The organism is Streptomyces sp. NPDC002306, from assembly GCF_053593435.1.
In genome coordinates, this window is the sequence record NZ_JBSFCK010000007.1 from 226751 (window position 1) to 243582 (window position 16832).

A 16832-nucleotide genomic window follows, 5' to 3' on the forward strand; every position below is an offset into this window, starting at 1 on the left:
CCGTCAACATGATCCTTCTTACCGCCCGGCGAGTCTAACCAACCCCCCTCGGGCCCGATCCAGACGGCCACGCCAACCGGCACTACTTCGTTACAAGACGTCCCAGGGGCGCCTGCTGCAAGGGCACAGGACGGGGTGTGACCGGCTGCGGAGCTTCCGGTTCCACGGGTGTCCCCGGTTCCGTCCACACCCTCGCCGCGGCCGCGGGCGCGTCCATCTCCGCCACCGCGCACGGCGTCGTCTGCGTGGCGTACGGCAGCCGCAGCACCCCGTCCGGCGTCCACAGTCCGGCCCCGGCCAGCCACCCCTCGGGCGCCGGCAGATGGTGCATCTGCCGCTCGGCCGGCCGCCACACGCCGACCCAGCTGCCGGCCGGCCCGTCGACGCGCAGCGCCACCGCGCAGCCCTCCGGCATCAGCACCTGCTCCGGCTGGATCGCGAACGGCGTCACCACGCACTCCGGCACCCGCAGGCACTCCGGGAAGCGCACCGGCAGCGTGCTGCCCAGGACGCCCCAGCCGAGCCGGTCCTCGCCCGGTGAGGGCGCGTCCGAGCGGATCAGCAGCAGTCCGCTGTCGGGGTCGGCGAGCAACACCCGGTCGTCGCTGTCGGCCGCGATCTGGAGCAGCGGCGACACCTCGCCCCCGCGCTCCAGGTCCACCACGACCGCCTTGGTCCTGCCCCCCAGCTCCCGGTCCAGGGCCAGCATCCGCCCCGCACGGTCCAGCCACACCCCGCCCGAGCAGCGCCCGGGGAGCTCGGCGAGGTGCTCGGGCCCGAAGGCGCCGCCCGCCACCAGCCACACCGCCGTGGAGCGGCGGCCCACGGCGAGGGCGTAGGCCCGCTCGCCGTCCGGGGCCGGGGGCAGCAGCCACAGCCGGCTGCCCTCGTCCGGGCACTCGACGGCGCCCAGGGGCAGCTCGCCGGTGCCCGGGCCGGTGGGGTAGAGGAGCGAGAAGACGTGCCGCCCGTCCACCGGCCGGTGGATGAGGACCCGTCCGTCCCCCATCGGCTGCACCTCGGTGCCGGGCTCCTCCGGCTGGTGGCCGGGCAGCGGCACGGCGTACGGCTCGTGGCCGTCGAGCGTCCAGCGCTCGGGGAACCAGGAGTCGCCGTCACCGTCGCGCGCGAGGCGGGCGGCATAGGCGCCGTCCGCCGTGATGGCGCAGCCCGCCCGCGGCGCACCGTCGTCCGCGCCGGTCGCCGAAGGTTCGATCGCACAGGCCGTCATCGTTCGCTCACCTCCGGCGACGAAGCTAGTTTTCGTACGCACGGACGTGGGACCGCCGAGCGGCCGCTTCACACATAAGGGTGGTGCAGAAGCGATTCGCCTGAGCGGGGCGAGGCCGGTGTGCTGAGTGGTGAGGGTCCCGGCCGGTGCGGGCGGAGCCGGTACTGCCGGGCAGAACGGCCAGGTAGCCTTGCCCCCGTGCCCCGTCTGTCTGAAGTCATCGCCGCGCTGGAGAGCCTGTGGCCCGCCGAGCGGGCCGAGTCCTGGGACGCGGTCGGCACCGTGGTGGGCGACCCCGACCAGGAGGTCTCCCGGGTCCTGTTCGCCGTCGACCCGGTCCGCGAGACCGTCGACGAGGCGGTGAAGCTGGGCGCCGACCTGCTGGTCACCCACCACCCGCTCTACCTGCGCGGTACGACGACGGTCGCGGCCTCCACCTTCAAGGGCCGCGTGGTGCACACCCTGATCAAGAACGACATCGCGCTGCACGTCGCCCACACCAACGCCGACACCGCCGACCCGGGAGTCAGCGACGCGCTCGCCGGCGCGCTCGGCCTGCGGGTGGTCCGTCCGCTCGTACCGGACCCCACCGACCCCGAGGGCCGCCGGGGCCTGGGCCGTATCTGCGCGCTGGACCACCCGGTCACCCTGCGCGAGTTCGCCGCCCGCGCCGCCGAACGGCTGCCCGCCACCGCGCAGGGCATCCGGGTCGCCGGTGACGCCGAGGCGGTCCTGCGCACGGTCGCCGTCAGCGGCGGGTCCGGCGACAGCCTCTTCGAGCAGGTGCGCGCGGCCGGCGTCGACGCCTTCCTCACCGCGGACCTGCGCCACCACCCGGCGGGCGAGTTCATGGCGGCCGGCACCCACAGTCCTCTCGCGCTGCTCGACGCGGCGCACTGGGCCACCGAGTGGCCCTGGTGCGAGCTGGCGGCCGCCCAGCTCGACGAGATCTCCGACCGGCACGGATGGGACCTGCGCGTCCACGTCTCGGCGACGGTCACCGACCCCTGGACGGCCCACGCGGCGTCCACCACGACGAAAACCCCTGGAGCCCCCAACTGAACGCCGCGCCCGCCGACCAGATCCGCCTTCTCGACGTCCAGGCCCTCGACGTGCGCCTCCAGCAGCTCGCGCACCGGCGCAGGTCGCTGCCCGAGCACGCCGAGATCGACTCGCTGACCAAGGACCTCACGCAGCTGCGCGACCTGCTGGTGGCCGCGCAGACGGAGGAGAGCGACTGCGCCCGCGAGCAGACCAAGGCGGAGCAGGACGTGGACCAGGTCCGCCAGCGCGCCGTCCGGGACCAGCAGCGCCTGGACTCGGGCGCCGTCACCTCCCCCAAGGACCTGGAGAACCTCCAGAGGGAGATCGTCTCCCTCGCCAAGCGGCAGGGCGACCTCGAGGACGTCGTCCTGGAGGTCATGGAGCGCCGTGAGAGCGCCCAGGAGCGGGTGGGCGAGCTGACCGAGCGGACCGGCTCCGTCCAGTCGAAGATCGACGACGCCACGACCCGCCGGGAGGCGGCCTTCGAGGAGATCGACGGCGAGGTCGCCACGGTGACCAAGGAGCGCGAGGTCATCGCCGCCGCCGTGCCGGCCGACCTGCTCAAGCTCTACGACAAGCTGCGCCAGCAGCAGGGCGGCATCGGCGCGGCCAAGCTGTACCAGCGCACCTGCCAGGGCTGCCGCCAGGAGCTCGCGATCACCGACTTCAACGAGGTCCGGGCGGCGGCGCCCGACAAGGTCGTCCGCTGTGAGAACTGCGGCCGCATCCTGGTGCGTACGTCCGACTCCGGCCTGTAAGGAGCCTTCGGCGTGCGGGAGTTCATCGTCGAGGCCGACGGCGGTTCCCGGGGCAACCCGGGGCCCGCGGGCTACGGGTCCGTGGTCATCGACGCGGCGACGGGGGAGACGCTCGCCGAGCGGGCCGAGTACATCGGCGTCGCCACGAACAACGTGGCCGAGTACCGGGGGCTGGTGGCCGGTCTGCGCGCCGCCCGCGAACTCGACCCGACCGCCGAGGTCAGCGTCCGCATGGACTCCAAGCTCGTCGTCGAGCAGATGTCGGGCCGCTGGAAGATCAAGCACCCCGCCATGAAGCCGCTCGCCGCGGAGGCGGCGGGGGTCTTCCCGCCGGGGCAGGTCACCTACGAGTGGATCCCCCGCGAGCGCAACAAGCACGCGGACCGGCTCGCGAACGAGGCGATGGACGCCGGCAAGCGCGGCGAGCAGTGGGTGGCGTCGGCCTCCACGGCGGACCTGGACACCCGCGCGTCGCGCCCCGCGGGACCCGAGGCCGAGGGGCCGCCCGGAGACGCCACGGCGGGCGCGGCCCGGGTCCGGGCGGCGCTGACGGGCCGCGGATCCACCGAGGCCGCCCCGCGGGCCGAGGACCCGGCCGGCGCGGACGCGGAGACGGATGACGGGGGGCGTGCGGCCACGCCCGGTCCCCGCGAGCGGGCGGCCGAGGCCGCCGCCGGTGCGCCCGCCGTCGAGGCCGGTCCCGGACCGCGCGCCGCCGAGGCCGGGACGCGCACGGACGACCCTGGCACGAGCGCCGAGACGGGCGGACGTGGCTCGCGGGCCGATGCCGATGCCGATACGAGTGCCGGTGCCGGTGCGAGCGCCGACGCGGGCGATCGGGCCGCGAGCGCGAGCGCGCGCCCGGGTGTGACCGCCGACGGCGCCACCGACTCCGGCCCCCCTGCCGCGAACGCCCCCGCCCCTTCCGCCGAAGCCGATGCCGACTCCGACTCCGACTCTGACGCGGCCCCCCTCGCCGCGCAGGGCGATCCCCGTGGTCGTGGCCTGAAGGGCGCGTCCGACGTCCGGGCGGCTCGGGCCGTGGCCGCGCCCGGGTGGGCGCCCGCCGACATGGGAGCGCCGGCGACCTTCGTGCTGCTGCGGCACGGGGAGACGCCGCTGACCCCGCAGAAGCGGTTCTCCGGGAGCGGAGGCGGCGATCCCTCCCTCTCCGCCGTGGGCCGCGAGCAGGCCGAGCGGGTCGCCGCGGCGCTGGCCCGGCGCGGCACGATCCAGGCGATCGTCGCCTCCCCCCTCGCCCGGACCCGTGAGACCGCCGGGGCCGTCGCCGCCCGTCTGGGCCTGGAGGTGACGGTCGACGACGGGTTGCGGGAGACCGACTTCGGGGCCTGGGAGGGGCTCACCTTCGGCGAGGTCCGCGAGCGGCACCCCGCCGACCTGAACGCGTGGCTCGCCGACCCGGAGGCCGAACCGACCGGCGGCGGCGAGAGCTTCGCGGCGACCGCCGTCCGCATCGCCGCCACCCGCGACCGGCTGGTCGCGGCGTACGCGGGCCGCACGGTGCTGCTGGTCTCCCACGTGACACCGATCAAGACGTTCCTGCGGCTCGCCCTGGGCGCCCCGCCGGAGGCCCTGTTCCGTATGGAACTCTCCGCCGCCTCCCTCTCGGCGGTGGCGTACTACGCCGACGGCAACGCCAGCGTGCGCCTCTTCAACGACACGTCCCACCTGCGCTGAGGGCGGCCGCCTCGCGGGCCAGCCGCTCGACCCGGTCCCAGTCCCGCGCCGCCAGCGCGTCCGCCGGGATCATCCAACTGCCGCCCACGCAGCCGACGTTGGGCAGTGCCAGATACTCCGGCGCGGACGCCGGCCCGATCCCGCCCGTCGGGCAGAACCGCGCCTGCGGCAACGGCCCGGCCAGCGACCGCAGATAGGCCGTACCGCCCGCCGCCTGCGCGGGGAAGAACTTCATCTCCCGCACCCCGCGCTCCAGCAGCGCCACCACCTCGGACGCGGTCGACACCCCCGGCAGGAACGACACCCCGGACGCCCGCATCGCCGCCAGCAGTACGTCCGTCCACCCCGGGCTCACCAGGAACCGCGCCCCGGCCGCCGTGCTCGCCGTCACCTGCTCCGGAGTGATCACCGTGCCCGCGCCGACCACCGCGTCCGGCACGGCGCCGGCGACCGCCCGGATCGCGTCGAGGGCGGCGGGCGTCCGCAGCGTCACCTCGATCGCGGGCAGCCCGCCCGCGACCAGGGCCCGCGCCAGCGGTACGGCGTCGGCGGCGTCGTCGAGCACGACGACCGGCACGACGGGCGCGAGGTCCAGCACGGACACCGGGGCAGCCGAAGAGCGGGGCAGGGGTGAACTCATGGCCTCATCCTGCCCGCGCGATGCAACCCGCGCAAAGTGCGTTGCGTATGTTGCAACGCCCCTGGGGGGGAGTCTCAGTGGATCTCCGCCACCACCACGTCCAGCGCCCACGGCCGCCCCGCCCGGGCGGGCGCCTGCGCCTCCACCACGTACCCGAGGTCCCGCAGCGCCTCCACCAGCCCGGCCGGGTTCCGCGGCGCGATCCCCGCCGTCAGCAGGCCGCGCACGATCCGCCCCTTGGTCGCCTTGTTGAAGTGGCTGACCACCGAGCGCTTCTCCACCCCGTCCACGACCTGGGAGTGCAGCACCCGCACGGTCGCCGTGCGCCCGGCCACCTCGCCCGCAGGCTTCCACGCCGCCGAGTACGCCGACGACCGCAGGTCCAGCACCAGGCCGTCCCCGGCCGCCTCGGGCAGCACCGACGCCAGCGGCGTACGCCAGTGCGCGCCCAGCGCCCCGAGCCCGGGCAGTCTCACGCCCATGGAGCAGCGGTACGAGGGGATCCGGTCCGTCACCCGGACCGCGCCCCACAGCCCCGAGAAGACCAGCAGCGACCGCGCGGCACGCCGCTTCGCGGCCGCGTCGAGGGAGGCCAGGCCGAGGGCGTCGTAGAGGACACCCGTGTAGATCTCCCCGGCCGGCCGCGCGCCCGCCGTCCACAGCTCCACGTTCTTGGCCACCTCGCCCCGCAGGCCCTCGCTCAGCCCGAGCACCTCGCGCGCCTTGTCCTCGTCGCCCGTGCACAGCTCGACCAGCTCGCCGAGCACGGCCTCACGGGCGGCGGTGAGCCCCGGCAGCGACAGCGACTCCGGCTTCAGCGGGGCGCCGCGGCCGGACGAGGCCTTGCCTTCGGAGGGCGGCAGCAGGACAAGCACAGGGGGGTCTCCTTCGCTAGAGCTCCGAGCCAGCGTACGGCGTGCCCCACCCGCGGCCCCGCCCTACGCTCGACCCATGCCCCGCCGCCGTATCTGCGTGGTCTGTGCCCCGGAGGCCTCGCTGCGCGTCGCCCTCGACGCGTTGCGTGCCGGGCTCGACGTGCCCGGGAGCTTTCCGCCCGCGGTCCTGGCCGAGGCGGAGCGCGCGGCCGCGGCCCCCCTGCCGCCGACGCACGACGCCACCGACATCCCCTTCTTCACCGTCGACCCGCCCGCCTCCCGCGACCTCGACCAGGCCTTGCACCTGTCCCGGCGGGGCACCGGCTACCGCGTCCGGTACGCCATCGCCGACGTCGCCGCCTTCGTCGTACCCGGCGGAGCGCTGGACGCCGAGGCCCACCGGCGGGTGACCACCCTGTACTTCCCGGACGGGCGGGTCCCGCTGCACCCGACGTCACTCGGCGAGGGCGCCGCGAGCCTGCTCCCGGACCAGGTGCGCCCGGCCGCCCTGTGGACGATCGACCTCGACGCGGACGGCCGTACGCTCGCCGCCGACGTCCGCCGGGCCCTCGTGCGCAGCAGGGCCCGGCTCGACTACGCGGGCGTACAGAGACGGATCGACGACGGCACCGCCGAGGAACCCCTCGCCCTGCTGAAGACCGTCGGACAGCTGCGCGAACGGCTGGAGACCGAGCGCGGCGGCATCTCGCTGCACGTACCCGAACAGGAGGTCGTCGAGCGCGACCACGCCTACGAGCTGACCTACCGCGCGGTGCGGCCCGCCGACGTCTGGAACGCCCAGATCTCCCTGCTCACCGGCATGGCGGCGGCCGACCTGATGCTGGCGTACGGCACGGGCGTGCTGCGCACCCTGCCCGTCGCCCCGGACGGCGCCGTCGGCCGGCTGCGCCGCACCGCGCGCGCCCTGCACATCGACTGGCCGCGCCACGTCCCGTACGCGGAGCTCATCCGCCGCCTCGACCCGCGTCCGCCGCACCACGCGGCCTTCCTCCAGGAGTGCACGACCCTGCTGCGCGGCGCCGGTTACACGGTCTTCCGGGACGGCGTCCTGCCGGACATCACCACCCACGCGGCGGTCGCCGCGCCCTACGCGCACTGCACCGCCCCCCTGCGCCGCCTCGTCGACCGGTACGCAGCCGAGCTCTGTCTCGCGGCCGTCGCGGGCCAGGCCCCGCCCGACTGGGTGCTCGCCGCCCTCGACGCGCTGCCGGCCGAGATGCGCGACGGCGGCCGGCGCGCGGCCACGGTGGAGCGGGCCGGAGTGGACATCGTCGAGGCCGCGGTGCTCAGGGACCGCGTCGGCGACCTCTTCGACGGCTGCGTGGTGGACGTGGAGGAACACCGGCCGACCGTGGGGACCGTCCAGTTGAGGGATCCGGCGGTGATCGGCCGGATCGAGGGCGGGCACCTCCCGCTGGGTGAGCGGCTGCGGGTCCGGCTCACCCAGGCCGACCCGATCACGGCGAAGGTACGCTTCGCGCCCGCCTGACGGCCGCCGAGGACCGCCCAGGACGAGGCGGCGGGGGCGGCATGGAAACGCGACCCGTGGGCGTTGTCGATGTCAAAGTGCCTACACGGGGGTGTCGGATGGCTGAGCAGGCGTTGTGGACACGGGCGCGACTGGGCCGCTGCGGCCCGCCCCTCGACCTGCTCACCGCCCGCTTCGACAAACACGTCTACGCCCCCCACGCGCACGAGGAGTTCACCGTCGGCGTCTGCGTCGGCGGCTCCGAGATCATCGACTACCGCGGCGGCCACCTCCGTACCGGACCGGGCTCCATCGTCGTCCTGGCACCGGGCGAGATGCACACCGGCGGCCCCGCCAACACCACCGACGGCTACGCCTACCGCGCCCTGTACGCGGCCCCCGGCCTGCTCACCGAGGGCGCCCTCGGCCTCGGCCTCCCGCACTTCCGCGACCCCGTCGTCGACGACCCGGAACTCGCCGCCGCCCTGCGCCGCGCCCACACCGAACTCAGCGCCTGCCCCGACCCGCTGGAAGCCGAGTCCCGGCTGCCCTGGCTGCTCACGGCCCTCGCGCGGCGCCACTCCACGGCCCGCGCGGCCGCCGACACCGTGCCCGGCGCCGGACACATCGCCGGCATCGTCCGCGACCGCCTCGCCGACGAACTCCTCGCGCCGCCCTCGCTCGCCGACCTCGCCGCCGAGCTGGGCCTGTCCCGCTACCAGTTGCTCCGGGCCTTCCGTACGACGATGGGCATACCGCCCTATGCCTGGCTCGCCCAGCACCGGGTGACCCGGGCCCGCGCACTGCTGGAGTCCGGGCTGCGCGCGGCCGAGGTCGCCCCGCTCGTGGGCTTCGCGGACCAGGCGCACCTCACCCGGTGGTTCCGCCGGGTGCTGGGGGTGACCCCGGCGGCGTACCGCAACAGCGTTCAAGACAGCGGGCACTGACCGGGCCGACACTCTCCGTATGACTGCACGCGGCTGGTTCCTGTTCTCCCTGATGGGAGTGGTCTGGGGTATCCCCTACCTGATGATCAAGGTGGCGGTGGACACCCTGTCCCCGTCCATGGTGGTGTTCGTACGGTGCGCCCTCGGCGCCCTCCTCCTGCTGCCCTTCGCCATCCGCCAGGGCGGCCTGATCCGCACCGTCCGGGCGCACTGGGCGCCCATGCTGGCCTTCGCGTGCATCGAGATCATGGGCCCCTGGTTCACGCTGACCGACGCCGAGCGGCACCTGTCGAGCTCCACCGCCGGCCTGCTGATCGCGGGCGTCCCGATCGTCGGCGTCCTCGCGGCCCGCTTCTTCGGCGACACGGAGGTGCTGGGCGGACGCCGGATCGCGGGCCTCGCCCTCGGCCTGGCCGGCGTGGCCGTCCTCACCGTCCCGCACCTGACGGGCGGCGACGCCCTCTCCCTCGCCGAGGTACTGCTGACGGTCGTGGGCTACGCGACGGCCCCCCTGATAGTCGCCCGCCGCCTCAAGGACGTCCCCACCCTCCAGCTCATCGCCCCCTGCCTGACCCTGGCGGCCCTGGTCTACGCCCCCGCCGCGGCCGTCACCTGGCCCGCCACGACCCCGTCCGCCGAGGTCCTCGCCGCCCTCGTGGGCCTGGGTGTCATCTGCACGGCCGTGGCCTTCGTCGCCTTCCTGGAGCTGATCAAGGAGATCGGCCCGACCCGCTCGACCGTCATCACGTACGTCAACCCGGCGGTCGCGGTGGCCGTGGGAGCCCTCTTCCTGGACGAGCGCCTCACGGCCGGCGTCGTCGCCGCCTTCCTCCTGATCCTGGTGGGCTCGGTGCTCGCGACGGCGGGCGACCGGAAGCCGGCGGGCGAGAGGAAGCGGTCGCGCCCGGTAGCATGGTCCACACGGCAGACGAGCCGGGCGGACGGCCGCGTGGAGTCCCCCTAGGGGGCTTCCCGAGGAACGTCCGGGCTCCACAGGGCAGGGTGATGGCTAACGGCCACCCGGGGTGACCCGCGGGACAGTGCCACAGAAAACAGACCGCCGAGGGCTTCGGCCCCCGGTAAGGGTGAAACGGTGGTGTAAGAGACCACCAGTGCCCAGGGCGACCTGGGCAGCTAGGTAAACCCCACCCGGAGCAAGGTCAAAAGGAAGCACCCCGGTGCTTCTGCGCGGACGTTCGAGGGCTGCCCGCCCGAGTCCGCGGGTAGACCGCACGAGGCCGGCGGCAACGCCGGCCCTAGATGGATGGCCGTCTCCCCGGCCGCCGCGAGGCGCCCGGGCGACAGAACCCGGCGTACAGCCCGACTCGTCTGCCGCTCAGTGTTTATGCAGGTCAAGGCCTGCTTTCTCTCTGCACCGGATTGTGAATCGGCGTTCCAGTAAAGCCATCGACTGCGGTGCGGGCAGATGCTCAGCAGCCCACACAGTGCGGAGCCCATGTCAGCAGAATGCTGCTGGTCTCCGCACAGGAGCTCGCGACGTGAGTTCCAAGCAAGCGCAGACTGTCCACGGCTGGAACGTGGCCACCACCTGGGAGCGGCTGGGACGAGTTGAACCGAGACCACCCTGAGGGCGTTCGGGCCGTCCACGTCTCCAGCGGCCTGGGCCGCGTACGGCACGGTCGGAGGGTGCGCCCTTGACCCGGCCTCCGCGGCTTGCTCCGCTTGGTGAGTCAAGGTGTCGCATTCGGGGTCGTCTGGCTCCAGATGCAGTTCCTGCTACCGGGAGTTCGGCTTCGCCGATTCCGACGGGGAGATCGTCTACCGGCTCTAGAGCGGGAGGGGCCTGGTCACGGAACCGGCGCACCTTACTTTGGCCCGGCACGCGCCAGACAGCAGGCGCCGCGCCTGCCGGCCGGGAGACGGCGGCCTCACCCAGTGGTGGTGATGAGCTCGTCGAGTAGCTGCTCCAACAGATTGTTGTCACCGAGGAAGCTCTTCACCGAGGCGTCCTCGTTGCGTTGAGGGTCCAAGCCCGACCAGTTCAGGGCGTATCCCGCGTTGGCGCCGAGTTGGGCAAGGAACGCCCGCTGGGCACGGCCGTTGCCCTCGCGGAACGGGTGGAGGACGTTCAGGTCGCCGTACAACGTGGCCAGTTGGATGACGAATGCCTGCCGGTGGAGATTCTGCAGATGACCGGAGGAGACGAGACGACCGAAGACCTCTCCGGCATAGGGCACCAGATTTCTCGCCGGACAGAACGGTGTGCGCTTGGCGATGTTCACGGTGCGTAACTCGCCTGCCCACGGATAGATGTCACCGAAGACCGCGGCATGGAACGCTTGGAGATGGCCGAGATCGTACGCGCCGGGGAGAGGGCGTTCGGCGAGCATGACGAGGCGCGCCCGGGTGATGTCCGCCTCCGCTGCCGCGAGCAGCTGATGGTCGGTGATGCCGAGCTTGTTGCGCAGCACGCCGTTGGGCATGGAGTACGGGTCGTTCACCCGGCCCGCCGCTCCGAGGTCTGTTGGTGACGGGCGATCGCGCGGGCGACAAGGGTGTCCACATCGAGGTCGCCCTTCACGTACGCCTCGGTGTCGCGGTCGGAGGCCTCGGAGGTGTGAAGCCGCTCGGCCTCGATGGAGCCGGTGGCCGAGGCGACGGCCGCACGTCGTGCCGCTCGGCCGCTCAGCGCCTCGAAGGCCTCGACGGACAGCAGGACGCCCTGGGGCTTGCGGTGGGCGCCGATCAGGACCGGGTCGGCATCAGCGCCGGACTCCGACAGGTCAGTCAGGATCCGCGACAGTCGCGCGCGCGCGTCGCTGACGGTCACGACCTCAGGAATCTCCACGCTGTCACCGTACCCATATAGAGGCTTGATTCTGTACAGATTCTAGTACGGATTTCGGTGAGTGTCCTGCCTCGGGCGTCGCCCTGGAGGTATCCCTAACCCTGTCCCGCAGGCTGCCACCACCCGGACCGAGAGGTCCTCTCCGATGTCGGCGGGATTGAACCGGACCACCGGTACATGGCGCCGGTCGAGTTCGGTGATCACTACGTTGGCGGTGATGCCGTCCGCCGCGGTGGCCACCCGAACCGGCCTTTCCGAGAACGACGAAGCCCCGTCCGGACCGCTCCGGCGCGGGACGCCTCCTTGCGTAGCCATCAAGGTAGCCACGGAAACGTCCTCCCTGCACGTTTGTGCAGGTCATGGCGTTTTGGTGATTCTCCCCGGCGTACAGCCCGACTCGTCTGCCGTTCCCCTTCCGGGTTCTCCCGGCGCTCGGTACGGGGGCGTCAGTGTGGAAGCGATCGCTCTGTGACCCGGGCCAAGTGGGCCGTGAAGACCTCGCGGGCGTCAGGGGTCAGCGTGCGCAGGGCCACCAAGGCGGTGATCACGACGTCGCACAGTTCCGATTCGACGTCCGGCCAGGTGTGTGTGACGCCCTTGCGTGGGTTCTGGCCGGTCGCGCCGATCACCGCCTGGGCGACCTCGCCGACCTCCTCCGTCAGTTTCAGCATGCGCAGCAGCAGGCCTTCCCGGCCGGCGACCGGCTGATCGGCCTCCAGCCAGGCCCACAACGCGTCGACCGAGGTCCAGAGGTCCATGGGGGCGACGGCGGGGACGGCGGGGGAGTCCTGATCACTCATGGACGCAGCCTGCCATGCCTCCTACTCCTCGAAGAGCGCCTGCTGTTCGCCGCCCGCCTGTTCCCGCAGCCGCTTGTTGCGCAGGCACACCACCGCGCTGGTGACGGCGGCTGTCGCGGCGAGGGCCGCCGGGACCATCCACGCCCGGTTCAGCACGTTGCCGGACGCCTCGTCGAGGGAGATCCGGCCCGGGCCGGCGACCGCGAGGCTGGTGGCGCACAGGCCCAGGGTGGCCGGGTACTCGAATCCGCCGCCCTGGGCGAAGAACCCGTTGGGCACGTGCACCGAACTCGCCCCGGCCATGGCGCCGGCCGCCGCCGCGCCCGCCGCCGGGGTCGCCAGCCCCAGGGCCAGCAGCGTGCCGCCGCACGTCTCCGCCAGGCCCGACGCCGTCGCGCTCAGCTTTCCCGGCACGAACCCGACGGACTCCATGTACTGCCCGGTCCCCTCGAGCCCGTGGCCGCCGAACCAGCCGAACAGCTTCTGCGTGCCGTGCGCGGCCAGCACCCCGCCGGTACCCAGTCGGAGCAGCAGCAGGCCCAGATCTCGTCGGTCGAAGCAGGTCACGAGTACTCCCCTGGGTCGTCGGCAGGAACAGGCCCGCACGCGGGTCTCCACGTCGCCACCGTGGCACTCCCGCCCGTGCCGGGCCCGCGCTGGACGCCGTTCGGGTGGCGGGGGCCCGGCACCGGTGCGAGCGTGGCCCGCATGACGATTCAGACAGCCAGACTCAGCGACCCGGCCGTCCGCGCCTTCGTCACCGCGGTCAACGCCCACGACCGCGAGGCCTTCATGGCGCTGCTCACGCCCGACGCGACCATGGCGGACGACGGCGCCGACCATGACCTCACCGACTGGATCGACCAGGAGATCTTCACCTCCCACGGTCATCTGGAGGTCGACCGGGAGTCGGCGGGCGGCCGGGCGCTCGTCGCCCACTACAGCAACGACACCTGGGGCGAGATGCGCACCCGGTGGAACTTCACGGTCGAGGACGACGGCAGGATCTCGCGGTTCGAGACCGGCCAGGCGTAGGCGGCAGGCGCGGACGGCAGGCGTGAGGGCCGGTATGAGCGGCAGGCGCGGGTGGGGGCCTTACGACCTCCGGCACCGTCGTCCTCGCCCCACCCCTTGCGCTGAAGTGCGCTCCAACTCCTAGCGTCCCCACCATGGAGACCAACAGGACACTGGGACGCAGCGGCATCCAGGTCAGCGCCCTCGGCTTCGGCTGCTGGGCCATCGGCGGCGAGTGGCAGACCCCCGACGGACAACCCCTGGGCTGGGGCAAGGTCGACGACGACGAGTCCGTACGGGCGATCCGGCGCGCCCTCGACCTCGGCGTCACCTTCTTCGACACCGCCGACGCCTACGGCACCGGGCACAGCGAGCGCGTGCTCGGCCGGGCGCTGGGCAAGCGCCGGGACGACGTCGTCGTCGCCACCAAGTGGGGCAACCTCTTCGACGAAGGCACCCGGACCGCCGACGGCCAGGACGCGTCCCCCGAGCACGCCCGCCGCGCCCTGACCGCGTCGCTCGCCCGGCTCGGCACCGAGCACGTCGACCTCTACCAGCTGCACCTCTCGGACGCCGACCCCGAGCGGGCGGCCCGACTGCGTGACGCCTGCGAGGAGTTCGTCCGGGAGGGCCTCGTACGGGCGTACGCCTGGAGCACCGACGACCCGGCGCGCGCCGCCGTCTTCGCCGAGGGCCCGCACTGCGCGGCCGTACAGCACGCGCTCAACGTGTTCCAGGACGCGCCCGCGATGCTGGCGCTGTGCGAGGCGTGGGACCTGGCGAGCGTCAACCGCAGCCCGCTCGCCATGGGGCTGCTCACCGGCAGGCACACGGGCCGTCCCGCCCTCGAAGCGGGGGACATCCGCAGCCGGCCACCGGCCTGGCTGCCGGGTTTCGGCGACGGCTCCGGGGCCGACCCGCGATGGCTGGCCCGGGTGGAGGCGCTGCGGGACGTCCTGACCAGCGACGGCCGTACGCCCGCCCAGGGCGCCCTGGCCTGGATCTGGGCGCGCAGCCCGCGCACCGTGCCGATCCCGGGCTTCCGGTCGGTCGCGCAGGCCGAGGAGAACGCGGGCGCGATCGCGAAGGGGCCGCTCACCGCCGGGCAACTGGCCGACGTCGACCGAATACTCGGAAGGTGAGCGGCCCCTTCGGGCCACCGGAGGGTCAGTACGCGTGATGGTCGTACGTCCGACCGCCGTGCGCCCCCGCCACGGTCTGGCCGTCGTACGTCCGACCGTCGGGCGCTCGACCGTCGTGCGCCCGCGTCGCGTACGGTCGGCCGCCGCTCTGCTCGGTCAGTGTGATCCGGCCGGACTCGATGGTGGCCAGCCGCGGCGCGCGGCGGGCGATGGACGAGTCGTGGGTGACCAGGACGAAGGTCAGGCCGTACTCGTGCCACAGACCTTCCAGCAGGCCCATGATGTCGTCGCGGGTGCCCTCGTCGAGGTTGCCGGTGGGCTCGTCGGCGAGCAGCACCTTCGGCTTCTTGACCAGCGCGCGGGCGATCGCCACGCGCTGCTGCTGGCCGCCGGACAGCTCGGTCGGGACATGGGTGAGCCGCTCGCCGAGGCCCACCGAGCGCAGCGCGTCGGCGGCGCGCTCACGGCGCTCGGCGGGCTTGACGCCGAGCGGGACCAGGGCGGTCTCGACGTTCTCCTGGGCGGTCAGCGTCGGGATGAGGTTGAACGACTGGAAGATGATGCCGATCTTCTCGGCCCGCAGCCGGGTCAGCCTGGCCTCGCTGATGCTCGCGAGGTCGACGCCGTCCAGTTCGACGCAGCCCTCGGAGGGGCGGTCCAGCCCGCCGATCATCTGCAACAGCGTCGACTTGCCGCCGCCGGTGGGGCCCTGGATGACGAGCTGGTCGCCGTCCTCGATCGTGAGGTCGACGCCGCGCAGCGCCTCCACCGTCTCCTTGCCCCGCGTGTAGCGCTTGGTGACGCCGGTGAGTCTGTACATGGGTGCTCCGTGAGTCGAGGAGAGATAGGGGGAGAGGGAGATAAGGGGGAGGGAAGGGGGAGAAGAGGGGCCGGGTCAGGAGACGCTGCGGAGTGCGTCGGCCGGGCGCATGCGGGAGGCGCGCCAGCCGCCCATGGCACCGGCGATCAGACCGCCGGCGACCGCGAGGCCCACGGCGAGCGCGATGGTCGTCACCGAGACCGGGGCGGACAGGGCGATCTCCATGGTGTTCCGGGCCGACTGCTGACCGGGACCGCCGCCGCCGGGACCGCCACCCGTGCCGCCGCCACCGCCGCCGGTGCTGCCGAGCTGTGCGGTCAGCTTCGGGCTGATCGCGGTGACCGTGTACGCGGCGGCCAGGCCCAGGCCGATGCCGAGGACTCCGCCGAGCAGGCCGTTGACCATGGACTCGCCGACGACCTGCCGGGTCACCCGGCGGCTCGGCCAGCCGAGCGCCTTCAGGGTGCCGAACTCACGCACCCGGCGGGACACGGCCGCGGAGGTCAGCAGCGCGGCCACCAGGAAGGCGGCGGCCAGCACCGCGACCGACAGCCACTTGCCGACACTGGTCGCCAGGTCGGAGGCGGTGGACAGGGAACCGGAGACGGTCTCCGCGAGGTCGGCGGAGGTGGTCACCGTCGTACCCGAGATGTTCTTCTGGATCGTCGACTTGACGGTGTCGATCTGCTGGGAGCCGGTCGCCTTGACGTAGATCGTGGTGACCTTGTTCTTGGCGTCGCCCAGCGTCTGCGCCTGCTTCAGCGGCAGATAGACGTCCGTGGTGGAGTCGCCGCTCTCGGGTGTCGCGATGCCGATCACCGTGTACTCGGTGCCGGAGATCTTGAAGGTCGAGCCGACCTTGTACGTGTTCTCCTTGGCGTACGACGTGCTGAGCACCGCGACCGCGGCGTCGGTCTGCGTGGCCGTGAAGGTCCTGCCGGAGGTGATCTTCGACGTGGACAGCGGCCCCAGGTCCTGGTTCGTGACGTCCACTCCGGTCACGGAGTAGGAGTTCACGTCGAACGAGGCGCCGCCCCCCTGCACCTGTGGCCGGCCGCTGCCACCGCCGCCGGGGTCGCCCTGGCCGCCGGTCGAGCTCTCGGCCTCGCCCTGGGTGAACGAGCCGTCGACCTTGGTGACGTTCAGGCCGAGGGCGCCGACCGCGCCGGCGACGCCCTTCTGCGCGGAGACCTCGGCCACGAGGGAGGACGCCAGGGCCTGGCCGCCCTGCGTCATCACCCGGTCGGAGCTCTGGGAGGCCTCGTCGTCCTCGGACCGCGCGTCGAACTGGAAGTTCGGTCGCTGGGAACTGCTGCCGGTGGGCGCCGTACGGGCCTTGGTGACCGTCATGTCGGTGCCGAGGCCGTAGAGCGAGTTCAGGACCTTGTCCTGAGCCTGAGTCATGCCCGCGGACACCGAGTTGACGGTGATGACCAGGGCGATTCCGAGCGCCAGACCCAGTGCGATGACCAGAGCCGCTTTCTTGCGCCGGCTCAGTTCGCGCTTGAGATAGATGCCAAACATCCCGTTCCTCGAAGGTTCTTGGCGCCCGCCGTGGGCGCGGC

General features: G+C 73.1%; 16 protein-coding genes, 1 other RNA gene and 1 pseudogene. 9 read left to right on the top strand and 9 right to left on the bottom strand.

The window, feature by feature from the left end:
• Positions 1-82: 82 nt before the first annotated feature.
• Positions 83-1231, bottom strand: coding sequence for a hypothetical protein (locus ACWCQK_RS16850; RefSeq protein ID WP_451155900.1), 1149 nt, complete (start codon positions 1229-1231; stop codon positions 83-85).
• 198 nt (positions 1232-1429) lie between these two features.
• Between ACWCQK_RS16850 and ACWCQK_RS16855 the strand changes: the two genes are divergently transcribed.
• From ACWCQK_RS16855 to ACWCQK_RS16865, 3 genes are read left to right on the top strand one after another with little or no spacing between them, the layout of a single operon-like run.
• Positions 1430-2293, top strand: a complete 864-nt coding sequence (locus tag ACWCQK_RS16855) for a Nif3-like dinuclear metal center hexameric protein (RefSeq protein WP_451155901.1) — start codon at positions 1430-1432, stop codon at positions 2291-2293.
• Positions 2290-3033, top strand: coding sequence for a zinc ribbon domain-containing protein (locus tag ACWCQK_RS16860; protein ID WP_451156035.1), 744 nt, complete (start codon positions 2290-2292; stop codon positions 3031-3033). The genes ACWCQK_RS16855 and ACWCQK_RS16860 overlap by 4 nt, the downstream gene beginning before the upstream one ends.
• Before the next feature lie 12 nt (positions 3034-3045).
• Positions 3046-4731: a bifunctional RNase H/acid phosphatase gene (locus ACWCQK_RS16865; protein ID WP_451155902.1), complete on the top strand. Its 1686-nt coding sequence runs from the start codon at positions 3046-3048 to the stop codon at positions 4729-4731.
• On the opposite strand, the gene eda is transcribed toward ACWCQK_RS16865, so the two are convergent.
• Both eda and yaaA read right to left on the bottom strand, forming a co-directional pair.
• The gene (gene eda / locus ACWCQK_RS16870) at positions 4706-5371 is read right to left on the bottom strand and encodes a bifunctional 4-hydroxy-2-oxoglutarate aldolase/2-dehydro-3-deoxy-phosphogluconate aldolase (protein WP_451155903.1); all 666 of its coding nucleotides are present in this window, start codon (positions 5369-5371) and stop codon (positions 4706-4708) included. The genes ACWCQK_RS16865 and eda overlap by 26 nt on opposite strands.
• Before the next feature lie 74 nt (positions 5372-5445).
• Positions 5446-6246, bottom strand: a complete 801-nt coding sequence (gene yaaA / locus ACWCQK_RS16875) for a peroxide stress protein YaaA (RefSeq protein WP_451155904.1) — start codon at positions 6244-6246, stop codon at positions 5446-5448.
• Between the two features lie 76 nt (positions 6247-6322).
• On the opposite strand from yaaA, the gene ACWCQK_RS16880 reads away from it, so the two are divergent.
• The 4 genes and pseudogenes from ACWCQK_RS16880 (at position 6323) to rnpB (ending at position 10014) form a co-directional block, all read left to right on the top strand.
• Positions 6323-7756 (top strand): RNB domain-containing ribonuclease, encoded by a 1434-nt coding sequence (locus tag ACWCQK_RS16880; RefSeq protein WP_451155905.1) that lies wholly within the window; start codon positions 6323-6325, stop codon positions 7754-7756.
• A gap of 98 nt (positions 7757-7854) precedes the next feature.
• Positions 7855-8682, top strand: a complete 828-nt coding sequence (locus ACWCQK_RS16885) for a helix-turn-helix domain-containing protein (RefSeq protein WP_451155906.1) — start codon at positions 7855-7857, stop codon at positions 8680-8682.
• A gap of 82 nt (positions 8683-8764) precedes the next feature.
• Positions 8765-9481, top strand: a pseudogene (locus ACWCQK_RS16890) (DMT family transporter); the annotation flags it as partial.
• A gap of 130 nt (positions 9482-9611) precedes the next feature.
• Positions 9612-10014, top strand: an RNA gene (gene rnpB, locus ACWCQK_RS16895) — RNase P RNA component class A.
• Between the two features lie 557 nt (positions 10015-10571).
• Here rnpB and ACWCQK_RS16900 read toward each other — a convergent pair.
• From ACWCQK_RS16900 to ACWCQK_RS16915, 4 genes are all read right to left on the bottom strand, one after another.
• On the bottom strand, positions 10572-11144 hold the full coding sequence (locus tag ACWCQK_RS16900; RefSeq protein WP_451155907.1) for a Fic/DOC family protein: 573 nt from the start codon (positions 11142-11144) through the stop codon (positions 10572-10574).
• Positions 11141-11491 (bottom strand): antitoxin VbhA family protein, encoded by a 351-nt coding sequence (locus ACWCQK_RS16905; RefSeq protein ID WP_451155908.1) that lies wholly within the window; start codon positions 11489-11491, stop codon positions 11141-11143. The genes ACWCQK_RS16900 and ACWCQK_RS16905 overlap by 4 nt, the downstream gene beginning before the upstream one ends.
• A gap of 446 nt (positions 11492-11937) precedes the next feature.
• Positions 11938-12291 carry a MazG-like family protein gene (locus ACWCQK_RS16910; protein ID WP_451155909.1) on the bottom strand — a complete coding sequence of 118 codons (354 nt, stop codon included), beginning with the start codon at positions 12289-12291 and terminating at the stop codon, positions 11938-11940.
• Between the two features lie 21 nt (positions 12292-12312).
• Positions 12313-12858, bottom strand: coding sequence for a DoxX family protein (locus ACWCQK_RS16915; protein ID WP_451155910.1), 546 nt, complete (start codon positions 12856-12858; stop codon positions 12313-12315).
• A 141-nt stretch (positions 12859-12999) separates the two neighbouring features.
• On the opposite strand from ACWCQK_RS16915, the gene ACWCQK_RS16920 reads away from it, so the two are divergent.
• Both ACWCQK_RS16920 and ACWCQK_RS16925 read left to right on the top strand, forming a co-directional pair.
• Positions 13000-13326 (top strand): nuclear transport factor 2 family protein, encoded by a 327-nt coding sequence (locus ACWCQK_RS16920; protein ID WP_451155911.1) that lies wholly within the window; start codon positions 13000-13002, stop codon positions 13324-13326.
• Positions 13327-13460: 134 nt separating this feature from the next.
• On the top strand, positions 13461-14447 hold the full coding sequence (locus ACWCQK_RS16925) for an aldo/keto reductase (protein ID WP_451155912.1): 987 nt from the start codon (positions 13461-13463) through the stop codon (positions 14445-14447).
• A 25-nt stretch (positions 14448-14472) separates the two neighbouring features.
• On the opposite strand, the gene ACWCQK_RS16930 is transcribed toward ACWCQK_RS16925, so the two are convergent.
• Positions 14473-15267, bottom strand: a complete 795-nt coding sequence (locus ACWCQK_RS16930; RefSeq protein WP_451155913.1) for an ABC transporter ATP-binding protein — start codon at positions 15265-15267, stop codon at positions 14473-14475.
• 75 nt (positions 15268-15342) lie between these two features.
• Positions 15343-16791 carry an ABC transporter permease gene (locus ACWCQK_RS16935; protein ID WP_451155914.1) on the bottom strand — a complete coding sequence of 483 codons (1449 nt, stop codon included), beginning with the start codon at positions 16789-16791 and terminating at the stop codon, positions 15343-15345.
• Positions 16792-16832: the final 41 nt, after the last annotated feature.